Source organism: Pseudomonas sp. D47, from assembly GCF_045447305.1.
Taxonomy (GTDB): domain Bacteria; phylum Pseudomonadota; class Gammaproteobacteria; order Pseudomonadales; family Pseudomonadaceae; genus Aquipseudomonas.
On record NZ_JBJGXU010000043.1, the window covers coordinates 29,158 to 48,887 of the forward strand.

Genomic DNA, 19,730 nt, shown 5'->3' on the forward strand with positions numbered 1-19,730 from the left:
CTCTCTCATTAAATCGTCGCGTCAGGCTACTTCACACAACGCACTGGGGTCGATGGAAAGTGCCAAACGCTGGCCATCCGGGTGCAGGTCGTCGGCCGAACGGTTGAGTACATCCACCACCAACTCCACGCCGCGCGCTTCGATGCGGTAGCGAATCACGTTGCCCAGCAGGCTGTGGCTGCGCACCAGTGCGTCCAGCTCGCCGCTGCGGCTCAGTTCGATGGCCTCCGGGCGAATCGCGATGCGCCCGCTGATCGGGCGTTGCAGCAACTGGCTGGCCTTGTCGGCGTCGAGCAGGTTGTAGTTGCCGATAAAACCGGCGGCGAATACATCCACCGGTGCAGTGTAAAGGGTCTCGGCATCGCCGCTTTGTACGATCTTGCCCTGATTCATCAGGAAGATGCGGTCGGACATGGTCAGTGCTTCTTCCTGGTCATGGGTCACGAAAATCGTGGTCAGCCCCAGTTCCCGCTGGATCTGGCGGATCTGCTCGCGCAGGTGCTTGCGAATCCGTGCATCCAGCGCCGACAGCGGTTCATCCAGCAGCAACAGGCGCGGGCGAGTCACCAGGGAGCGGGCGAGGGCCACGCGCTGGCACTGGCCGCCGGACATCTGGTGCGGATAACGGCCAGCGAGCTCCTTGAGTTCCACCAATTGCAGCACTTCCTGCACGCGTTTGTGGCTGTCGTCGGCGTTGACCTTTTGCATGCGCAGGCCGAAGGCGACGTTCTGTTCCACGGTCATGTTGGGGAACAGCGCATAGCTCTGGAACACCATGCCGATATGCCGTTTCTGCGGGCTCAGGGGCACGATGTCCTGGCCATCCAGCAGAATTTGGCCACTGTCCACCGAGGTGAGGCCGGCGATGCAGCGCAGCAAGGTCGACTTGCCGCAACCGGACGGGCCGAGCAGGGTGACGAATTCGCCCTTGGCGATCTCGCAATTGATATCACTGAACACCGGGGTGCCGGCGTAGCCTTTTTGCAGGTGTTGGACGCTGACGAAGCTCATTGGCTTTTGTCCTTGTTCAAGATATTGGCGGCCCAGGTCAGCACCAGCACAAAGAAGAAGTAGGAAATGACGATGGCACTGGTGAAGTGGCCGCTCGTGTTGCGCATGTTGTTGAGGTACACCTGCAGGGTTTCGTAGCGGGTGCCCACCAGGATATTGGCGAACACGAACTCGCCGAACAGGAACGAGAACGACAGCAGCAGCGCCACCATCAGGCCTTTGCGCAGGTTCGGCAGCACCACCAGGATCGCCGCCTGCCAGGTGCTGGCGCCGAGTAGCTGCGAGGCGTCCATCAGGTCACGCAGGTTGATCGCTTGCAGGTTGTTGGTGATCGCGCGGTACATGAACGGCAGCGCCACGGTGAAGTAGCAGCCGATCAGGATCCACGGTGTGCCCACCATCGCCAGCGGCCCGGAGCCGTAGAGTTGCAGCAAGCCCACCGAGGACACCACCGGCGGCACCGCGAAGGGCAGCAGGATGAGGATGTTCATCAGCGCGTCGAGTCGGGGGAAGTGGTAATGCACCACGAACAGCAGCGGCAGAATCAGCACCACCGACAGGACCAACGCGCCCACACATACCAGCAGCGACTGACCGAAAGCGGCCAAAAAGCGCGGGTCGCTCCACAGTTGCACGTACCATTTCAGCGTGAAGCCGGAGGGCAGGATGGTCGCCGACCAACTGCTGGCAATCGAGTAGACAAAGGTGCCCACCAGCGGCAACACCAGGATCGCAAACAACAGGTACACCACTACGCGATGGTAGAGGGCGGCCGAGCCGGCTTCAGCGCGAGACATGGTAGCTCCTCTTGAGCAGCAGTTGATGGACCACGGTGACCACGGTCATCAGCGCCACCAGCACCACGGCCAGGGCACTGGCCATGTTCGGGTCCAGGGAGATGTCGCCGGAGACCATCGCCGCGATGCGGATTGGCAATACGTTGAAGTTGCCGGTGGTCAGCGCGTACACCGTGGCATAGGCGCCAAGGGCGTTGGCCAGCAGGATCACGAAGGTGCCGAGCAGTGCCGGGGTGAGCACCGGCAGACCGATGTGCCGCCAGAACTGCCAGCTGCTGGCGCCAAGCAGGGAGGCCGATTCGCGCCAGTCTTCGCGCAACGCATCAAAGGCCGGGTAGAGCAGCAGCACGCCCAGTGGAATCTGGAAGTAGGTGTAAAGAATGATCAGGCCAGTCTTGGAGTACAGGTTGAAGTCCTGAATGATTCCGGCCTGCTTGAGCATGATAGTGATGCTGCCGTTGAAGCCCAGCAGGATGATGAAGGCGAAGGCCAGTGGCACACCGGCAAAGTTGCTGGTCATGTTGGCGAAGGCGGTGACGAAATTGCGCAACCGCCCATCGACGCGGCGTAACGAATAGCTACCGAGCACTGAGATGAGGATGCCGAACACGCTGGAGTAGAAGCTGATCTCCAGGCTGTACTGGATGGCCTGCAGGTAGAACTTCGAACTGAAGATCTTGGTGAAGTTGGCCAGGCCCCAGCCGAACTCTTCCGATTGCAGGCTGTTGATCATTACCCACACCAGCGGGGCGATTTCAAACACGATAAAGAACAGCGCAAAGGGCACTAGGCACAGGATCGCCAGCCATTTGCTACGGGTCATGGCGTTCACTTCAACAGCTCCCGGCATACAGGTTTGTCATGGGGCACACCCAGCAGCTCGCAGACGGTGCCGCACAGGTCGGTTTGCTTAGGGCTGGCAGCGGGGTCGAAGTTAAACGCCGAACCCAGCACGAACAGCGGTACTTCGCGTTCTTCCGGCAATAGGCCGTTGTGCGAGCGATCGTTGTTCATTCCGTGGTCGGCGGTCACCAGCACCTGGTAGCCGGCGTCGAGCCAGCCTTGCAGGTAGTCGGCAAGGATGATGTCGGCCGAGCGCGCGCTGTTGCGGTATTGCGCGGTGTCCAGGCCATGCTTGTGGCCAGCGTCGTCAATGTTCATTGGGTGCACCAGCAGGAAATTCGGCGCGTGTTTGTGGCGCAGGCTCTCGGCGTCGGCAAACAGGTGCGAGTCCGGGTAGTGGTCATTCCAGTAGAAATGCCCGTGCTGGATCGCCAGCGCCTTGTCGTCGGTATGACGGTCACGCGCGGCAATAAAGGGTGTGCGGTTATACAACTCGCTGACCCAGTGGTAAGCCGCCGCCGCTGTGGTGAGACCTGCGTCGGTGGCGTAATGGAAAATGCTGCGCTGGTTGGACAGGCGCGAGACATGGTTGTGGACGATGCCGCTGTCGATCGGTGGCACGCCGGTGAGGATGCATTCATACAAGGGCCGGGACAGGGCCGGCAGTTCGCAGTCCAGTTTGTAAAGCGCTGCGCGTCCTGCGCCGATATAGGCCTGCAGATGCCCCATGGCATGGCGGGCAACCTCGTAGTTCAGGCCGTCGAGCACCACAAGGATGACGTTGTGCTTCATAGGGGCTGGGGCTCCGCAACGGATTAGACTTGGTTCGGTGTTCTGGGGGGAACTGAGTGAAAAATGTGGGAGCGGGCCTGTGTGGGAGCTGGCTTGCCTGCGATAGCATCACCTCGGATCACATGAAACACCGAGTCGTCTGCATCGCGGGCAAGCCCGGCTCCCACACAAGCCAGCGCCTACACTGACCGTGTTTACAGCTCAGGCCTTACTGCATATTGATAATGACTTCTTCCTGCCACTTCTGCGGCAGTGCCTTGGAGGTCTTCTCCCAAGCGTCGGCATCTTTGATCGGCGTGACTTTCTTGTACTGCTCGTTCGGCAGCAGCTTGGCCTGTACATCGGCCGGCAGGGTCAGGTGCTCGGCACGGATAGGCCGAGCGTTGCCGCGCGCCAGGTTGGTCTGGCCGGCGTCGCTGAAGATGTACTCGCGGGTCAGCTTGGCGGCGTTCGGGTGCTTGGCGTATTTGTTGATGATGGTGGTGTAGCCGGAAATCACCGAGCCGTCCGAGGGGATCAGCACCACGTAGTCATCCGGGTTGGCCATCTTGGCTTTGTAGCTCAGGCCGTTGAAGTCCCAAACCACGCCCACTTCGACTTCGCCTTTTTCCATGGTGGCGATGGTCGGGTTGGCCAGCGACAGGCGGCCTTGCTTGGCGATCTCGGCAAACATCAGCAGCGCAGGCTGGATGTTCTTCTCGTCGCCACCGTTGGCCAAGGCTGCAGCCAGCACGCCGTTGGCGGCTTGGGCGGCGGTGCTCACGTCACCGATGGAGACTTTGTATTTGCCGGTCTTAAGATCAGCCCAGCTTTTCGGGGCTTCGGAGCCGTGCAGCAGTTTTTTGTTGACGATAAAGGCGATGGTGCCGGTGTAGGCCAGTGCCCAGTTGCCGTCTTTATCTTTTGCCCAATCCGGCACTTGTGCCCAAGTGGTCGGTTTGTACGGCTGGGCCACGCCCTGTTTCACCGCGATCGGGCCGAAGGCGGCGCCGACGTCACCGATATCGGCGCTGGCGTTGTCTTTCTCGGCGGCGAACTTGGCGATTTCCTGGGCCGAGCTCATGTCAGTGTCGATGTGCTTGAGGCCGTAGGTCTTGGCCAGGTCTTCCCAGGTGCCTTTCCAGTTGGCCCAGTCATCGGGCATGCCGACGCTGTTGATGGCGCCTTCCGCTTTCGCGGCGGCTTCCAGAGTTTTCAAATCGGTGTCAGCGGCCATGGCGGCGGTGCACATGGCAATGGTCGAGCCTAACAGTGATGCCAGGAAAAGCTTTTTCATCCGAAGCTCCTTTGGGCGTTTTCAACGCGGCGTTTTTATGAACGTGTGCGGGGGGCGTTTCATCACTGATTTCTTGGGGCGCGTTGCGCCTGAAAGCCGGCCAGGCAAGGCGCAGTCCGCAGGTAAGGGGCGTTTCCTTGCCAAGGACTGCAACACAGCATGGCTGGCTTTCAGGCACAACCCGAAGGGCCCGGCGCGCCCCAAGAAATCAGTGATGAATCGCCCCGTTTGGTCTAGGTCAGAGCAATACCTGAGCCAATCTAGGCTCGCTGGATGACAGTTTCATGTCGATGTCGTTTTTAAATCGCTTATGTCGCTCATTCCAGACTCAGCGTAGACCATGCTCAAGTACCCGCAGGCCCTGGACTTGGCCGATGTATTGCAGGGTATGGAGGCGGGTGTGGACAGGGACTGTCATCTGTCGGTCATCTGTTATGCCTAGGCTAGCAAGCAACAGCAGACGCCCGAATACAGCGCGGTTTGTGCACCTGAACGGTGCTGGTCTAGTCCAGATAGGTAACGTTAATGCGTGATGAGGCAATCAAGGCGGTGACATCCATCGGCCTGGCGCTGCAAGAGCAGATCGACCATGGCTTGTTGCCGCCTGCCAGTAAGTTGCCCGCCGAGCGCAAGCTCAGCGAGTTGTTTGGTACCACGCGCATTACCGTGCGGGAAGCCTTGTTACAGCTGGAAGCCCAAGGGCAGATTTATCGCGAAGAGCGCCGTGGCTGGTTTGTTTCGCCGCCACGCCTGGCCTATAACCTGATGCAGCGCAGCCACTTTCACGCGATGGTCAGCGACCAGGGGCGGGTGGCGTCTACGGAGGTGATTTCGGCGCGGCTGCAACCGGCGTCGGCGGCGGTGTGTGCCTGGCTGCAGTTGCCGGCATTGTCGAGTGTGATCCAGATCTGCCGGGGCCGGCGGATTGATGGGCGCTTGGTGTTGTATGTGGAGCACTACCTGAACCCGCAGTATTTTCCAGGGATTCTGGCGTGTGATTTGAATCAGTCGATGACCGAGCTGTATGCGCGCAAGTACGACCTGCATTACGGGCGCGTGCGTTTTGAGATTGTGCCGACGTCACTGCCGGTGGAGGCCGCCGCCGCGTTGCGCGTGTCGGTGGGCAGCCCAGGCCTGCGCATTGCCCGGGTCAATTATGACCAGCACCAGCGTTTGATCGACTGCGACCTGGAGTTTTGGCGGCATGATGCGATTCATGTGGGGGTGGATGTGGTGTGACGCTGCGGGGGCGGGCTTGTTGTGGCGAGCAGGCTTGCCCTGCGTTGGGCTGCGCAGCAGCCCCAAAACCTTCGAAGGTGATTTGTCTGAAAGAACGCGGCGGTCTTATTGGGGCTGCTGCGCAGCCCAACGCGGGGCAAGCCCGCTCGCCACAGCAAGCCTGTTTGTCACAAGAACTCTGAGTCAGGCATCAGTGTTTTGAGCACCTGATCCACATTGCTTTCCAACTCCGCCACCGGGTCCGCACTGTCGACGTTCAACACCAATAACTGCGCACCGGATGCCGTCACCGCCGCTTTCACCGCTTCACTCGGCTGGCGGTGATGCAGCACCACGGCCACGTCGCTGCCCTTCAAGCTGGCGGTTAACGCCTGTAACGCCTCAGGCGTCCAATCGGCATCCGGCCGTGCATCGGTGCTGACCACTTCCAGGTTCAAGCTGCTGACCAGATACGCAAAGTGATCGCTCAGGCTGACCACGCTCAGGTTGTCCGCCTGGGCCAGTCGCGCTTCGCTGTCGGCGTTGAGTTTGAGCAGGCGCTGTTTGAGGGCTGCGAGGTTGGCGTCGATCTTTGGTTTGGCGCTGGGCGCCAGGCGGCTCAGGTCGGCGGCCATCACATCGGCCATGCGCCCCATGTTGTTGCTCGACTGCCACGGCTGGCTGTTCAGTCCATCGGTGCTGCCCGGCTGCACGGCGATACCCGGCAAGCCGCCGTCCACCGGGCGTGCGGCGTCAACTTCGATGATGCGGATATTGCTGCGCCGCGCCACCGGGTACAGCGGGTCATCCGCCCACAGCGATCGCAGGCCGATGGTGGCGTCGGCGTCCTGGGCCAGGCTGTTCAACGCCTGCGCGCCACGGCCGGTGAAGTAGGACACCTGCCGCGAGCCGGGCAGGTTGGGCGGCGCGGCGCGCTCAAGCTTCACGTCGGTGCCTTTGAGCAGCACCTCGGCCAAGCCGTACGTGATGGGCAGCGAGGCCAGAACCTTGACCGGCTTCTTGGCCTTGGTCAGGGCGGCATGGCCGAGGCCTTGGTTGACTTTGAACTCGTTGGGATTAAAACCGTCGACGGCGGCCAGCGCCGAGGTGCTGAGCAAACAGGCGATGGCCAAGGCCAGTGGGCGAAAGACAGGGCGCATTATCCAAGATTCCCTTTGAGGCTGGGCACGGTGCCGCGCGCGATGGCGGCGAAGGCGAAGGCGATACCGGCCACCAGAATGATCGCGGCACCGGACGGGATAGGCAGGTCGAAGATGATCGGCAGCAGGATGCCGCACAGCGTACTCACCGTGGCGATCACCACCGAGATCCAGAAAAAGCCTTTGAGCGACTGGCTCAGCAGGCGAGCGGCGGCTGCCGGAATCACCAGCAGCGCGCCAACCAGAATCGCGCCGATCACCTTGACCGCCGCCACGGTGATCAACGTCACCAGGATCACAAACAAATAATCCAGGGTCTTCACGGCCACACCGCGCACGGCGGCCAGTTGCGGGTTGAAACTGGCGAGCATGATGCGGTTGTAAAGCGGCAGCGCCAGGGCCATCACCAGTGAGCCAACCACGGCCAGTACCAGCAAATCGTTGCCGTTGACCGTCAATACCGACCCAAACAGCACGTTCTCGAGGATGTGCACGTTGATCTTGCCCGCCAGGATCAGCAGCAGGCTCGCGCCCAACGCCAGGGACACCGAGAGGAACACGCCGATCAAGGTGTCCGGCGCCAGGCCGGTGCGGTTGCGCAGGTAGTTGAGCAGGATGCCGAACAACAGGCAGTAACCGAACAGCGCACCATACGGCCCGGTGTAGGGTTCACCCAACAGAATGCCCACGGCCACGCCGGTCAGTGCGGCATGCCCGACCGCTTCGGAGAAAAACGCGAAGCGCTTGACCACCACCAGCGTGCCCAGGCCGCCCAGTACCGGGCCGATCAGCAAACCGGCGAGCAAGGCATTGACCACAAACCCATAGGCCAGCGCTTCCGGCAGATAGCCGGAAGAGGCCCAGCCCTGGACCATCAAACGAAACGCTTCATAACTCATTGCGCCGGGCTCCGAGGGTGAGTGGAGAACAGGGTCAACAGGCGATCCGGGGTCAGCGCCTCTTTGGGCGTGGCGTCGAACAGCACGCGGCGGTTCAGGCCGGTAACGCGGTCGGCCAGGCGGCCCACGGCTTCCAGGTCGTGTTCGATCCACAGCACGGTGATCCCGGCCAGGCGCCAGTCATTGATCAGCCGTTCGAAAACCTGGATGCCGGCTTCATCGAGGGCCGACATCGGTTCATCCAGCACCAGCAGGTGCGGTGCCGGGATCAGGCCCTGGGCCAGCAACACGCGCTGACGCTCACCGCCGGACAACGCACCCATGCGGCGTTTACGTTTGTCCTGCATGCCCACCCGTTCCAGCGCCTCGCCAATTGCCCCGGCGTAATGCTTGGACAAACCAAGAAACGCCGGGCGCCGCTGACACATGGCCGCCATGAAGTCGTCGACAGTCATCGGCAAGCCCCGGTCGAACTCCAACGCCTGCGGTACATAGCCGACGGTGCCGGGTGTGGTCGGCCACTCCAGGCGCAACTGCCCTTGGTGTGGCGTTTGCCCCAGCAGGGTCTTGATCAGCGAGCTTTTACCGCCGCCATTCGGGCCGACCAATGCGTGGATGCTGCCCGGCTGGACCTGGAAGCTCACGCCATCGAGGATCACGGTGCGGCCCAAGGTCAGCGAGACCTTATCGAAGTCGAGGGTCGGGCCAATGCTGGCCACCTTCAGGTGCTCTGCCGCCGTCATGCCCCCGACTCCTGAATCGCCCGCACCACAGTGTTGAGGTTGCCGGTCATTTCCACTTCGTACTTTTCAGGCGTGTATTCGCCGTAGGAGATATGCGACAGCGGGTACAGCTTCACCCCGGATTCACGCTGGATGGTCTCGACGTAGGTGGATGGGAAATCCATCTCCGAGAAGATCACCTTCACGTCCAGGGCGCGCAGTTCGTCGATGGTCTTTTTCAGCTGGCTGGGGCTCGGTTCGATGCCGTGGGCCGGCTCGACCACGGCGGTGACTTCCAGGCCGAACTCGCGCAGCAGGTAGTCATAGGCCGCGTGCACAGTGGCTACGCGCAGATCCGGGTTGGGCGCGCTGGTCAGCTTGGCCAGGGCGTCGGCGCGCATCTGGCGCAGGCGCTTTCCGTAGGCGCGGGCGTTCTGGGTGTAGGTCTTGGCGTTGTCCGGGTCAAGTTTGCCCAGCTCTCGGGCGATGTTGTTGACCTGGGCAATCGAGGCGCTGATCGACAGGAAGGTGTGCGGGTTGACCACTTTGCCCGCACCGCGCGCGGCATTGCCGGTGGCGGCCAGCAGCGGCACGTTGGCATTGGCCTCGATCACCGGGATGCCCGGGCGCTCGCTGGTGGCGATCATGCGGTCGGCGAAATCGTCATGGCCGACGCCGTTGAGCACGATCACGTCCAGCGTGCCGATGCGCTTGATGTCATCGGCGCGCGGCTCGTAGGCGTGCGGGTTGAAACCGGCCGGAATCAACGGCACCACCTCGGCCTTGTCGCCGACGACATTGGTGACGTAGCTGTAATAAGGGTGCAGGGTGATGCCGATGCGCAGGCGTTTGGCTGCCTCGGCGTTCGCCAAAGGTGCCAGCATCAAACTGAACAGGCTGACCAGCAACAGGCGCAACAGGGGAGATGAAATAGACATGGGCAATCGGTCTTCTCGGTCAGTGACGGTGCTGGCGCGTAACGCCGGCATCGAATTGCGCGACCACCTGTTGCCAGCCGGCAGCGATCAGCGCCTGGTCAGTGAGGTCGGAAGGGGCGGCGAGGTTGGCTTGGCGGTTGAGCCAGATATCCGGCTCGGCGCCGTGCACGCGCATCAGCAGCGAGCCGCTGGCACTGGGCGTCTGGCTTAGACCTACATAGGCCGACGGCGCCAGCAACTGCCAGCGATGGTCGCCACGGCTGACCGAACTGGCGTCCTGGGCAAACGGCGCAAACCCTTCTTCGGCCAGTTGCTCAGGCGTCGGCAGCGCGCTTTGCTCCTGTTGCAGCAGTTGGATCTCATCCAGGGTCACCCGCAGGTCGGCGTAGATGCCTTGCTCGGCGGCGCTGAGGTCGCGGCGCGCATCCAACTGGTGGCTGGGCAGCGCCACAACTTCCTGGGTTTCACCGTGCAGGGCAATCACCGAGCCTGCCACCGCGAGGATGATCAGGCACAGCAGTAGCACGTAGAGGGTTTCGTGGCCGGCACCGGCCGGGCGGACTACCTGTGTGGTACTCATTGAGGTTGGATATCCGCTTGGTCGATTTCCACGACGTGGCCGGGGCCTGCATCAAACAGCACATAGAACTCGGCCGCAGGCTTCTTGAAGGTCAGGGTCGAGTCCTGGCCGAGTTTGCCGGGCAGCAGGATGGTTTCGTCGTAGCCGATCACGTCCAGGGTCACACCCGGGGCGCCGCTGCCGTCGGAGAAACCGCCGGTGCACTGGATCTGCTCGCCGGGGATCTCTTTGCATTCGCACATCGGGTTGTGGGCCAGGGCCACGGTACTGAAACCGGCGCCGAGCAACAGTGCGGCGCAGGCGCGGGTCAGGCGCTTGAAAGTCATGGTTTAACTCCTTGCTTGTTCAGCCAGGCAATGGTGGCAGGCGAGGCCTGGCTCAGCGGGATGGAACCCTGATGCATCGTGCCGTCCCAGCCTTCCATGGTGACCCACAGTTCGGCGTCGGCCGGCGTGCGTTCCGGCACCGGCAAGGCGGCGCCCATGCGGTACGGCGTACCAAAGAAGATCACCCCGGCGGCGCGCAGGCTGCGCGGTTTGCCGATGCGCAGGTAGGTGGCCTTGACCTGCTCGGCGCAGGTGTCGCACAGGGCGGCGTTGAAGAATTTCATCGGGCCGGCCGGGTCCGGGCTTGGGCCTTCATTGCGAAACTCGGCGAGCTTCAGGCTCCAGGGCCCGACCTGCACGTCCCCGACCACCCGCTCACCAATGCCGCTGTCGCCGCGAAACAACGCGGCATCGGCAAAGTATTTGGGCATGAACCCCAGCGGCACCAGCAACAGCAGGATGTTGATGTGGAACCGCCATTTCAGCCAAAAGGCGCGCAGCGGCGAAGGGGGCGTAGCGCGAGCGACCTTGCTCATGAGTGGGCCTGCGAGGTTTCAGCGTGCATGGCTGGGATGGAAGCCGGCGCACGTTGCGTCTTGGCTTCGCGCTTGAGGGCGTTGAGGGTGGCCAGGGCGGTGCGCTTGGTCCAGATCAGCAGGCCGCTCAACACCATCATGCTCAGCACCAGGCCGAAGAATGCCCAGATCAGCTTGATCCACAGCCCGCCAAAGTCGCCGGTGTGCAGTGGGCGCATGGATTCGGTGACGAACTCCAGCGTCGAGCGGTCGGACAGCAAGTGCGACACCGCAATCTCGCCGCTGTATGGGTTGAGCTGGGCGGTCTGGAACATCAGCGGGTACCAGCCGCGCCCGCCAATCTGCAGGTGGCTGTAGGCATTGAGCGGCAGGAACACGAACGTGGCGTCCAGCCCGGGAATGCGTTGGGTGGCAATCTTGATGGCGTCGTCCAGCGGGATCATCGGTGCCGGCACGCCGGGCGCAGACGTCGGCACCTTCTCGCGGGCAATCACCGGCACGATCGGTTCGCTGGAGATGGAAATCTGGTTGTCCCCCAGGATCGCCTGGATCAGGAACCAGGTGCCGGTGATGGAAATCACCGCAATAAACCAGATCGACCAGATACCGCTCAGGCGGTGGAAATCGCCCCAGAAGATCCGCGCGCCGTGGCGGATGCGCAGCGTAGGGCGCAGAAAGCCCTTCCAGAAGCGCTTGTAGACCACCAGCCCGGTGACCAGCGACGCCAGCAACGGCAGGCCGAGCGCCGAGACCAGGTACCAGCCCCAGCTGAAGCCATTGGTGAACGGCACCAGCCACCAGCCGTGCAGGGCGCGGGTAAATTGCTTGAAGTTGAACGACGGGCTGATGCCCTGGATCGCGCCGGTGAACGGGTTGACGTAGACCTCCACGGAGCGCCCGTCGGGGTAGCTGAGGTCGACACTGAGGGCAAAGTGCGATTCATCCGGACGCACGATGGACTGCACGATTGCCTGGGGTTCGTCGCGCTTGATGGCCGCGATCACCTGGTCAAAGCTCAGCAGTTCGGCGTCATCCGATGGTTTGCTGGCGCGGATGTCCGGGTTGGCCAGCCAGACGATTTCCTGGCTGACCACCGCCAGGGTGCCGGTGACGCAGACAATCAGCACAAAGAACCAGATGGGCAATGCCAGCCAGCTATGCACGAGAAACCAGAGTTTGGAGCGCGACTTCTTCGACATGTGAATGAGGATCTTGATCGGAGGGGCGAAAGAGGCCCGGAAAAGGCCGGTCGTAGCTTTTGCTGACGCGACGGGCTGTATCTAAGTTAAGACGGATGAGAATCAGAAATCCCTAAGCCAGATATGAAAGAAAATGTTTCAGGTTCACATTCGCAGTGCTTTGAGGTGCAGATCGAACACGAAACATGTTCCAAGCCATCACCCTGGCGCCATTGATGAGGCGGGGTGGCTGCGTAGGATGGGTGTATGCCGTTGAGCCAGCCCCAAGAACGTGAGCCCTAAGAAAAATGACTGCCAGAACCCTCTACGACAAACACATCGATTCCCACACGGTGTGCCCCTTGGATGACCAGGGCCATGTGCTGCTTTATATCGACCGTCAGGTGATCAACGAATACACCAGCCCCCAGGCCTTCAGCGGCCTGCGCGAGGCTGGGCGCAAGGTGTGGCGCCCCGGCACGGCATTGGCGGTGGTCGACCATGTAAACCCCACCACGCCCAAGCGCATCGCGGCGATGCCGGATGCGGGCGGGGCGCGGCAGGTGTCGTATCTGGCGCAAAACTGCCGCGACTTCGGCATTGAGCTGCTGGATATCCTCGACAAGCGCCAAGGCATCGAACACGTGATCGCCCCGGAGCAGGGTTTCATCCTGCCGGGCATGGTGATCGCCGCCGGTGACAGCCACACCACCACCTACGGCGCCCTCGGCGCGTTCGGGTTTGGCATCGGCACCTCGGAAATCGAGCACCTGCTGGCTTCGCAGACGCTGGTCTACAAGCGCCTGAAAGGCCTGCGCGTGACGGTCACAGGGGCGCTGGCGCCAGGCCTGACCTCCAAAGACGTGATCATGGCGCTGATCGGCAAGATCGGTGCGTCCGGTACCACCGGTTACGCCATCGAATTTCGCGGTTCCACCATTGATTCGCTGAGCGTCGAAGCGCGCATGACCATCTGCAACATGGCGGTGGAAGCCGGTGCGCGTGGCGCCTTCATGGCGCCGGACGAAAAAGTCTTCGCCTACCTCAAGGGCAAGCCCCGCGCGCCGCAGGGCGAGCTGTGGGAACAGGCACTGGTGGGCTGGCGCCAACTGCATTCGGACGCAGGCGCTGTGTTCGACCGCGAAGTGTATCTGGATGCCAACACCCTGGAGCCGATGGTCACCTGGGGCACCAGCCCCGACCAAGCCGCGCCTATCGGCGCTCGGGTGCCCGACCCGCAGGACGTCAGCGACCTGATCCTGCGCCAGGACATGCGTCGGGCCCTCAACTACATGGGCCTGGAAGCCGGCATGCCGCTCAGCGATATCGTCATCAGCCATGCGTTTATCGGCTCCTGCACCAACGCCCGCATCGAAGATCTGCGCGACGCCGCCAGCGTGGTGCGCGGTAAACACGTGGCCGACCACGTGCGGGCGATGATCGTGCCCGGCTCCACCGAGGTGCGCGACCAGGCCGAGGCCGAAGGGCTGGCGGCGATCTTTATCGACGCCGGTTTCGAATGGCGCCAGTCCGGCTGCTCGATGTGCCTGGCGATGAACGACGATGTGCTCGCCGCCGGCGACCGCTGCGCCTCCAGCACCAACCGTAACTTCGAAGGCCGCCAGGGCGCGGGTGCACGCACGCACCTGATGAGCCCGGCGATGGTCGCCGCCGCCGCGATCACGGGCCGCCTCACCGATATTCGCCACTTTGGAGACCGTGTATGAGCCTGCAACCGTTCACTCTGGTCACCGGCAAAGCCGCGCCGATGCTGGCGGCGAATATCGACACCGACGTGATCATGCCCAAGCAGTTTCTCAAGGGCATCGACCGCAGCGGTCTGGACCGTGGGCTGTTCTTCGACCTGCGATTTCTAGCGTCCGGCCAGCCCAACCCAGCGTTCGTGCTGAACCAGCCGGCCTGGCAGGGTGCGAGCTTCATGGTGGTTGGGCCGAACTTCGGCTGTGGCTCCAGTCGCGAACACGCGGTGTGGGGCTTGAAACAAATGGGCATCCGCGCGCTGATCGGCAGCAGCTTTGCCGGGATTTTCTATGACAACTGCCAGCGTAACGGGGTGTTGTTGATTACCTTGGACGAGGCGATATTGCAGAAACTCGGGCAGACCGTCAGCCAGGCTGCCCAGGCGCAGATCAGCGTAGACCTTGAGGCACAGCAGATTCGGCTGGCCGATGGCCAGGTCATCCCGTTCCAGCTCGATACCTTGCGCAAAACCGCGCTGTTGCTCGGCCTGGACGCGATTGGCAGCACCTTGCAGCGCAGTGAGCAAATCAAAGCGTTTGAGCGCAGGCATTTGGCTGCCTACCCTTGGCTAAGTTGAGAATTACGTAGTTATATACGTAGAAAGAACGCCCTCTATTTAATAAGAGGGCGTTTTGTTGTGTTATTTACTTTTCAAATAGTCGGCGTTAAAAGCGGGTTTCCTCACTCATTGCTGGGGCCGTGGCGTGCGAAAGGATTAATTCCGGGAAACGTAAAGGGTTATTGGGTTGACACGTTGTAGATCATCGGCTTAAGTGAGGGCTGACTTGGAAAGTCAGCACATTATAAGAAAAGGAAGTTGATGCTATGACCGATGAATTAGTGAGTTGTTACACCTCTCTGGTGCCGGTGATCACGCTGATAACCTGATCGGCAGCGCTCGCCTGTAAACGATTGTCTTTATTGCGGATATTAATGCCTTTCCGGTCATGGAACGGCACGCATTGATATGTCCTTAATATAAGTTGAAAAACAGAGAGTACCTACTCATGTCGATTTTTGATCAAGCAACGTACCGCTCGGTACAATGGCAAGACTGGCGCTGGCAGCAAAAGAATGCCCTGCGCGATGAACCTGCACTGCGCAATGCGTGCGGTGGTTGGAGTGAAGAAATAACAGCGCATATCGAGCACAACTTGCAAGACCGCAAGATGCAGATCACGCCTTATTATATTGATTTGATCAAGCGCTCACTCACTGGCGGCCCGATAACCGACCACCCGTTATGGCGCCAAGTGGTGCCGTATTGGAGTGAGCAGGTCGCGGGCGATTACGACGGCACGTCCGAGAACTGGGAGCTCGGGCATGAAATGAAAACGCCGATTTGCCAGCACAAGTACGACAATCGCGTGATTCTGCGCATGACCAACACCTGCAATGCCTATTGCCAGTTTTGCTTCGAGGCACTGCGCACCTTGCAGGTTGGTACCGAGAAAGCCAACGCCAGCACCGACTCCTTCAAGGATTCGGTGGAATACATCCGCAATAACCCGGCGATTGAAGAAGTGATCCTCAGCGGCGGTGACCCGTTGATGCTGGCCGACCGCAAGCTGGAAGAAAACTTGGCGGCGTTGCGTTCAATCAGTGACGACCTGCTGATTCGTATTCATTCACGGGCGTTGAGTTTCAACCCGTTTCGCGTCACCGACGAATTGGTGGCGATGCTCGAGAAGTACAACGTCAACGCGTTTGGTGTGCATGTTTGCCACCCGCTTGAACTGACGGCTGATTTTGCAGCAGCGGTAAAACGTATCCAGAACGTGGTGCCCATTGTATTTTCTAACATGCCACTGTTGCGCGGCGTGAATGACGATGAAGCGACCTTGCATAAACTGTTTATTGATCTTTATCGCCTGGGTGTAAAGCCGTATTACTTGTATCACTTTATGCCGTTCTCACCGGGTGCGTCGGAGTATAAAGCTTCGATCAGCCAAGCCATCGCTATTATGGATCGCCTCAAGCGGCGCGTGTCCAACATTGCCATGCCCGAATATGTACTGCCGCATGCACAGGGTAAGTTCACCGTACCGTTGCTGGATTTTGAAAAGCCTGAAGACTTGCCGCATTTTGAAGTGCGTGACGGGCTGCGTCATTACCGTTTCCGTAACTGGGAAGGGCACTGGTGCAGTTGGCAGGATGCCTGAATTAACTTACGGCAAGAGGCTGTGTCAGTTATGAAGCAAGATGCGATTCTTTTTATTGATGTCGATGACAGTGTTTCGGTGCGTTACAGCTACCGCGAGCCCCACTTTGCTGTCGCGCGTGCACAAGGCCTGGTCTGTTTGACCGCTGGGGTCGCGGGGCGTCATCACCTGCAGCGGCTGCGGGACGACAGTGATGAAGTGTTCCTGCTCGAGTCGTTAACTGAACAGTCGATTCTGGACTTGGTGGGCCGGCTGGATGGGCGCTACCAGATTCGCGCGATTTTCTGCCATGCCGGGCATCCGTCTGCACAGGGCGAAGTCGGCTGCATCGTTGCACACACCTGTAAGCGCCTGGGCCTGGTGTACAGCTGCCCGGAGGCGATTGCCGCGTGCAATAACAAGTACCTGATGCGCCGCATGTTGAAAAAACAGGGGCTGCGTTCGGTGCCATTCGCGCTGTGCAATAACGAGCAGGAACTCCAGGCGGGCGCCGACCGGGTAGGTTATCCGCTGATCGCCAAACCGCCCTTTGGTGGTGCCTCGGCGTTTATCACGAAGTGTTCCAACTGGGCGCAGCTGCGCAGCCATTACGCACATTTCCTGAGCGACCACGGCGCAGCCTCTTATGCTGATTTTTATGGCTACGCGCACAGCTTGCCCGAAGCAGACGGACAGCGGCGCGAATACATTCCAGGGCGCAGTATCCTTCTGGAAGGCTATATCCCCGGCGTTGAAGGCAGCGTGGAATGCGTGGTGATCGGCGAGCGCGTTCATGCGCTGCTGATCAACGAAAAACTGCTGCTGACCGAGCGCAGCGGCACTGTCCTGGAGAACCTGCTGATTTCTCCGCCGACCTCTTTCACGGCGCAGCAGTGCGAGCAGATCCGCGAGTACGCCGCTGCATGTTTGCGCGCAGTCGGGCTGACCAACGCGGTGGTGCATTTCGAATTCCGCATGACCGATGCCGGGCCTGTGGTCATTGAGATCAACCCGCGCGTGGGCGGGCTGTATGTCAACGCGGCGTTGCGTGACCTTGCTGCGATCAACCCGCATCAGCTGTATATGCAGCTGCTGCTGGGCGAGCCGGGCCTCAATGCGCAACTTGAGGCTGGCGCGCACAAGGTCGCCAACGGCGACCAACATTACGCGATGCTGGCGGTTTACCCGGAGCGCAGTGGCTACTTCAAGGGCATCGAGGGCCTGCAGTTCTTGGAGCATCACGCGTCGGTGCTCGAGTACGCGCAACAGGACGCCGGTCACTACATCGACGCCGATATTGAAGAGCACTACCTGCTCAAGTGCTGGGCCAAGGTCGACGATGCCGCCGATGCTCATGCCTTGCATGACGCGATCAGGCAAAACCTGCACGTGATCATCGAGAATAAGGTTTAGCGATATGGACATCCCACAGATTTCCGCGCATTTGCGCGACCATCACTACTGCCACCGCCGCGACTTTCGCGAGTTGATCGCGGTTGAGCCCGGCGAAGAGCAAAGCTTTCGCGCCTACTGGGCAAACCTGGTACGAGACGAGGCGTTCAAGGAATACACCCACCGCGAACGCCGCATTCTGCGCTATCGTTTATTGCCATCGCGGCAATTGCAGATCGACCGGGATGCCGCGTTCAAGTCGCCGGTCACCTACGCCATCAAGTATCGACAGGGAGTGAACCACTTGAGCTATTGCGAGGACGGCTTTATCGAGCACCCGCTGATGCAGAAACTGCTGGCCACCGATCTTGCGGTGATTGCCCCGCATCTTGGCGAGCAGACCTATACGATCGATATCCACCAGTTCCGCGTCCGCGCAGATGCGCAATCGAGCAGCCCGACGACCTCGGGGATTCACCAGGATGGTCTGGATTGGGTGTTCATGCACTTCATTGGCCAGAGCAATACGGTGCCGGTGGTTTCGGAGGTATTTACCACGCAAGCCGAGCAAAGCCGGGTGTTGAACCTGGCGATGGAGCAGTTTCTGGAAACCATCGTGATCAACGACCGAGGGCTCTACCACCGCGCTGGCGATGTACGGCCCCAGGCCGATTCCGCGCCGGCCTGGCGCGACTTGCTGCTGGTGAGCCTGCGCGGCGTGCCGACTGACGAAGAGGCGCTGCCTGCATGAGCCAAGATCCGCAGCTGACCCTGTCGACCCGCAACGCGCGCTTGATCATCTTTGCCCGTGGCGTTTCGGACTTTGGCGCGTTCCTCAATATGGTGGCGCTGTCCACCTACGTTTACTGGCTCAGCCAAAGCGTGGTGTTTGTCAGTATTTTCCTGGCGTGCCGCGTCACCGGCGGGATTGTCGCCAGCTTGTTCGGCATTACGTTTTTTCGGCGCTTTCCAGGGCGTAGCACCCTGGCGGGGCTGGACCTGGCCAGAGCATTGCTGCTGTTGCCGCTGCTGGTGCTGATACCGGCGCATCAGCTCAGCGTGCTGCCCTTTATCGCGTTTGGTATCGGCCTATGCAATTCGCTGTTTGCGATTGGCCTGAACAGCCAGTTGCCGACGTGGGTCGCGCTTGAACAGCGGGTGAGCACCAATGCGTGGATCACGTCGGCGGCGGCCACCGGTGCGGTGTTCGGCAGCCTGCTGTCCGGGTTGCTGATTGCCACGGGAGGATTCGAGGCGGTGTTTGCCGTCAACATCGGCACCTACGTCCTGGCTGCGTGCCTGATCATGCCGTTGCGCGCCTTGTATTCGGTCACCGTTGCCGTGCACCGCGGGCTCTCGGCGGAGTGGCGTGAGCTGACCCAAGGGCTGCGGGGCGCGCCGGTGCTGGCGGCGATGTTGTTGATCAGCATGCTCGACACCCTCGGTAGCGCTGCGCATAACGTCGGCTGGCCGGTGCTGTCGCAGTACATTTCGCCGGACACAGCCAAGACCGTCATGGGGTATCTGCTGGCGGTGTGGGCGTGCGGCAAGTTCGTCGGTGCGCGAATCGCCAGTGCGTTGCTCAAAGGCCGTGGCACCCAAGCCATGGAACGCCTGTTCATGCTGGGCGTGGCGCTGATGTCCAGCGGCTTCATCCTGACCTTCCAGCAAACCGAACTGTGGTTGGCACTGCTGTTGGTGGTGTGGGCGGGGCTGGGCGACGGCGTGTCCGAAGTGGCGTTGATCTCCCGTGCGCAAAGCGAGCCAGACAGCCTGCGCCTGCCGCTGTTCAGCTTATTGACCCTGATCCAGATGGCTGGCTTCGGCGTGGGCATGTTGGTGGTGGGGCCGTTCTACCTGACGTGGACGCCGGCGCAGGTGATTGTGCTGTTTCATGGCCTGCCGCTGACCGCTTTGTTGGTCATGGGTATATGGCTGGGGTACAGCGTTTATCGTCGCAGTGCAGTTTTGCGTTGCGACGGGAGAGGATAGGGACTACTGAAACATCCCACGTAACTACCGGATAAGCTCTACAGATACCGCCTGAAAACCTCTGCAAAGTCCTTCGCCTGATCACACAGTGCGAGGGATTGCAGATGGTTTTTTCCGTTAAAGCCCTAGTTTTTGGGGCTGTCTTTTGATCGCCGCCACCAGCCAAGC

General features: G+C 60.9%; 20 protein-coding genes. 7 read left to right on the plus strand and 13 right to left on the minus strand.

The window, feature by feature from the left end:
- Nucleotides 1-21: 21 nt before the first annotated feature.
- From ACI77I_RS23095 to ACI77I_RS23115, 5 genes are all read right to left on the minus strand, one after another.
- On the minus strand, nucleotides 22-1,011 hold the full coding sequence (locus ACI77I_RS23095; RefSeq protein WP_242155253.1) for an ABC transporter ATP-binding protein: 990 nt from the start codon (nucleotides 1,009-1,011) through the stop codon (nucleotides 22-24).
- Nucleotides 1,008-1,808: an ABC transporter permease gene (locus tag ACI77I_RS23100; RefSeq protein ID WP_094952108.1), complete on the minus strand. Its 801-nt coding sequence runs from the start codon at nucleotides 1,806-1,808 to the stop codon at nucleotides 1,008-1,010. The genes ACI77I_RS23095 and ACI77I_RS23100 overlap by 4 nt, the downstream gene beginning before the upstream one ends.
- Nucleotides 1,795-2,631: an ABC transporter permease subunit gene (locus ACI77I_RS23105; protein ID WP_176462973.1), complete on the minus strand. Its 837-nt coding sequence runs from the start codon at nucleotides 2,629-2,631 to the stop codon at nucleotides 1,795-1,797. Before ACI77I_RS23105 ends, ACI77I_RS23100 begins: the two co-directional genes overlap by 14 nt.
- A gap of 5 nt (nucleotides 2,632-2,636) precedes the next feature.
- Nucleotides 2,637-3,443 carry an alkaline phosphatase family protein gene (locus ACI77I_RS23110; protein ID WP_094952106.1) on the minus strand — a complete coding sequence of 269 codons (807 nt, stop codon included), beginning with the start codon at nucleotides 3,441-3,443 and terminating at the stop codon, nucleotides 2,637-2,639.
- A gap of 208 nt (nucleotides 3,444-3,651) precedes the next feature.
- Nucleotides 3,652-4,719, minus strand: a complete 1,068-nt coding sequence (locus ACI77I_RS23115) for an ABC transporter substrate-binding protein (RefSeq protein ID WP_094952105.1) — start codon at nucleotides 4,717-4,719, stop codon at nucleotides 3,652-3,654.
- Between the two features lie 525 nt (nucleotides 4,720-5,244).
- On the opposite strand from ACI77I_RS23115, the gene ACI77I_RS23120 reads away from it, so the two are divergent.
- A complete protein-coding gene (locus ACI77I_RS23120; RefSeq protein ID WP_010211607.1) occupies nucleotides 5,245-5,958 on the plus strand; it encodes a UTRA domain-containing protein in 714 nt (237 codons plus the stop codon).
- Nucleotides 5,959-6,125: 167 nt separating this feature from the next.
- On the opposite strand, the gene ACI77I_RS23125 is transcribed toward ACI77I_RS23120, so the two are convergent.
- The 8 genes from ACI77I_RS23125 to ACI77I_RS23160 are packed head-to-tail and all read right to left on the minus strand — an operon-like array spanning nucleotide 6,126 to nucleotide 12,297.
- On the minus strand, nucleotides 6,126-7,097 hold the full coding sequence (locus tag ACI77I_RS23125; protein WP_406998505.1) for a metal ABC transporter substrate-binding protein: 972 nt from the start codon (nucleotides 7,095-7,097) through the stop codon (nucleotides 6,126-6,128).
- Nucleotides 7,097-7,996 (minus strand): metal ABC transporter permease, encoded by a 900-nt coding sequence (locus ACI77I_RS23130; RefSeq protein WP_094952102.1) that lies wholly within the window; start codon nucleotides 7,994-7,996, stop codon nucleotides 7,097-7,099. The genes ACI77I_RS23125 and ACI77I_RS23130 overlap by 1 nt, the downstream gene beginning before the upstream one ends.
- A complete protein-coding gene (locus tag ACI77I_RS23135; protein ID WP_406998506.1) occupies nucleotides 7,993-8,739 on the minus strand; it encodes a metal ABC transporter ATP-binding protein in 747 nt (248 codons plus the stop codon). The genes ACI77I_RS23130 and ACI77I_RS23135 overlap by 4 nt, the downstream gene beginning before the upstream one ends.
- Entirely contained in the window at nucleotides 8,736-9,656 is a 921-nt protein-coding gene (locus ACI77I_RS23140; RefSeq protein WP_406998507.1) for a metal ABC transporter substrate-binding protein, read from the minus strand. Before ACI77I_RS23140 ends, ACI77I_RS23135 begins: the two co-directional genes overlap by 4 nt.
- A gap of 19 nt (nucleotides 9,657-9,675) precedes the next feature.
- The gene (locus ACI77I_RS23145) at nucleotides 9,676-10,236 is read right to left on the minus strand and encodes a DUF6162 family protein (RefSeq protein WP_406998508.1); all 561 of its coding nucleotides are present in this window, start codon (nucleotides 10,234-10,236) and stop codon (nucleotides 9,676-9,678) included.
- Entirely contained in the window at nucleotides 10,233-10,562 is a 330-nt protein-coding gene (locus ACI77I_RS23150; RefSeq protein ID WP_242155254.1) for a hypothetical protein, read from the minus strand. The genes ACI77I_RS23145 and ACI77I_RS23150 overlap by 4 nt, the downstream gene beginning before the upstream one ends.
- On the minus strand, nucleotides 10,559-11,098 hold the full coding sequence (locus ACI77I_RS23155) for a thiamine pyrophosphate-binding protein (protein WP_094952096.1): 540 nt from the start codon (nucleotides 11,096-11,098) through the stop codon (nucleotides 10,559-10,561). Before ACI77I_RS23155 ends, ACI77I_RS23150 begins: the two co-directional genes overlap by 4 nt.
- Nucleotides 11,095-12,297 carry a PepSY domain-containing protein gene (locus ACI77I_RS23160; protein WP_094952095.1) on the minus strand — a complete coding sequence of 401 codons (1,203 nt, stop codon included), beginning with the start codon at nucleotides 12,295-12,297 and terminating at the stop codon, nucleotides 11,095-11,097. Before ACI77I_RS23160 ends, ACI77I_RS23155 begins: the two co-directional genes overlap by 4 nt.
- 287 nt (nucleotides 12,298-12,584) lie before the next feature.
- On the opposite strand from ACI77I_RS23160, the gene leuC reads away from it, so the two are divergent.
- The 6 genes from leuC to ACI77I_RS23190 all read left to right on the plus strand — a co-directional run bounded on the left by leuC (nucleotide 12,585) and on the right by ACI77I_RS23190 (nucleotide 19,562).
- On the plus strand, nucleotides 12,585-14,003 hold the full coding sequence (gene leuC, locus ACI77I_RS23165) for a 3-isopropylmalate dehydratase large subunit (RefSeq protein ID WP_406998509.1): 1,419 nt from the start codon (nucleotides 12,585-12,587) through the stop codon (nucleotides 14,001-14,003).
- Entirely contained in the window at nucleotides 14,000-14,614 is a 615-nt protein-coding gene (gene leuD / locus ACI77I_RS23170) for a 3-isopropylmalate dehydratase small subunit (protein ID WP_094952093.1), read from the plus strand. The genes leuC and leuD overlap by 4 nt, the downstream gene beginning before the upstream one ends.
- Before the next feature lie 430 nt (nucleotides 14,615-15,044).
- Nucleotides 15,045-16,199, plus strand: a complete 1,155-nt coding sequence (locus tag ACI77I_RS23175; RefSeq protein WP_242155258.1) for a KamA family radical SAM protein — start codon at nucleotides 15,045-15,047, stop codon at nucleotides 16,197-16,199.
- A 30-nt stretch (nucleotides 16,200-16,229) separates the two neighbouring features.
- Nucleotides 16,230-17,591, plus strand: a complete 1,362-nt coding sequence (locus ACI77I_RS23180) for an acetyl-CoA carboxylase biotin carboxylase subunit family protein (RefSeq protein WP_242155260.1) — start codon at nucleotides 16,230-16,232, stop codon at nucleotides 17,589-17,591.
- A 4-nt stretch (nucleotides 17,592-17,595) separates the two neighbouring features.
- Entirely contained in the window at nucleotides 17,596-18,321 is a 726-nt protein-coding gene (locus ACI77I_RS23185) for a 2OG-Fe dioxygenase family protein (protein ID WP_242155261.1), read from the plus strand.
- The gene (locus ACI77I_RS23190) at nucleotides 18,318-19,562 is read left to right on the plus strand and encodes an MFS transporter (RefSeq protein ID WP_242155262.1); all 1,245 of its coding nucleotides are present in this window, start codon (nucleotides 18,318-18,320) and stop codon (nucleotides 19,560-19,562) included. The genes ACI77I_RS23185 and ACI77I_RS23190 overlap by 4 nt, the downstream gene beginning before the upstream one ends.
- Nucleotides 19,563-19,730 lie beyond the last annotated feature (168 nt).

What these genes read in the sequence shown, in the direction of transcription:
- ACI77I_RS23100 (WP_094952108.1), bottom strand. Translation starts at nt 1,808, where the DNA reads ATGTCTCGCGCTGAAGCCGGCTCGGCCGCCCTCTACCATCGCGTAGTG.
- ACI77I_RS23120 (WP_010211607.1), top strand. Translation starts at nt 5,245, where the DNA reads ATGCGTGATGAGGCAATCAAGGCGGTGACATCCATCGGCCTGGCGCTG.
- ACI77I_RS23140 (WP_406998507.1), bottom strand. Translation starts at nt 9,656, where the DNA reads ATGTCTATTTCATCTCCCCTGTTGCGCCTGTTGCTGGTCAGCCTGTTC.
- ACI77I_RS23135 (WP_406998506.1), bottom strand. Translation starts at nt 8,739, where the DNA reads ATGACGGCGGCAGAGCACCTGAAGGTGGCCAGCATTGGCCCGACCCTC.
- ACI77I_RS23110 (WP_094952106.1), bottom strand. Translation starts at nt 3,443, where the DNA reads ATGAAGCACAACGTCATCCTTGTGGTGCTCGACGGCCTGAACTACGAG.
- ACI77I_RS23105 (WP_176462973.1), bottom strand. Translation starts at nt 2,631, where the DNA reads ATGACCCGTAGCAAATGGCTGGCGATCCTGTGCCTAGTGCCCTTTGCG.
- ACI77I_RS23185 (WP_242155261.1), top strand. Translation starts at nt 17,596, where the DNA reads ATGGACATCCCACAGATTTCCGCGCATTTGCGCGACCATCACTACTGC.
- ACI77I_RS23175 (WP_242155258.1), top strand. Translation starts at nt 15,045, where the DNA reads ATGTCGATTTTTGATCAAGCAACGTACCGCTCGGTACAATGGCAAGAC.
- ACI77I_RS23095 (WP_242155253.1), bottom strand. Translation starts at nt 1,011, where the DNA reads ATGAGCTTCGTCAGCGTCCAACACCTGCAAAAAGGCTACGCCGGCACC.
- ACI77I_RS23190 (WP_242155262.1), top strand. Translation starts at nt 18,318, where the DNA reads ATGAGCCAAGATCCGCAGCTGACCCTGTCGACCCGCAACGCGCGCTTG.
- leuD (WP_094952093.1), top strand. Translation starts at nt 14,000, where the DNA reads ATGAGCCTGCAACCGTTCACTCTGGTCACCGGCAAAGCCGCGCCGATG.
- leuC (WP_406998509.1), top strand. Translation starts at nt 12,585, where the DNA reads ATGACTGCCAGAACCCTCTACGACAAACACATCGATTCCCACACGGTG.
- ACI77I_RS23145 (WP_406998508.1), bottom strand. Translation starts at nt 10,236, where the DNA reads ATGAGTACCACACAGGTAGTCCGCCCGGCCGGTGCCGGCCACGAAACC.
- ACI77I_RS23150 (WP_242155254.1), bottom strand. Translation starts at nt 10,562, where the DNA reads ATGACTTTCAAGCGCCTGACCCGCGCCTGCGCCGCACTGTTGCTCGGC.
- ACI77I_RS23155 (WP_094952096.1), bottom strand. Translation starts at nt 11,098, where the DNA reads ATGAGCAAGGTCGCTCGCGCTACGCCCCCTTCGCCGCTGCGCGCCTTT.
- ACI77I_RS23115 (WP_094952105.1), bottom strand. Translation starts at nt 4,719, where the DNA reads ATGAAAAAGCTTTTCCTGGCATCACTGTTAGGCTCGACCATTGCCATG.
- ACI77I_RS23180 (WP_242155260.1), top strand. Translation starts at nt 16,230, where the DNA reads ATGAAGCAAGATGCGATTCTTTTTATTGATGTCGATGACAGTGTTTCG.
- ACI77I_RS23125 (WP_406998505.1), bottom strand. Translation starts at nt 7,097, where the DNA reads ATGCGCCCTGTCTTTCGCCCACTGGCCTTGGCCATCGCCTGTTTGCTC.
- ACI77I_RS23130 (WP_094952102.1), bottom strand. Translation starts at nt 7,996, where the DNA reads ATGAGTTATGAAGCGTTTCGTTTGATGGTCCAGGGCTGGGCCTCTTCC.
- ACI77I_RS23160 (WP_094952095.1), bottom strand. Translation starts at nt 12,297, where the DNA reads ATGTCGAAGAAGTCGCGCTCCAAACTCTGGTTTCTCGTGCATAGCTGG.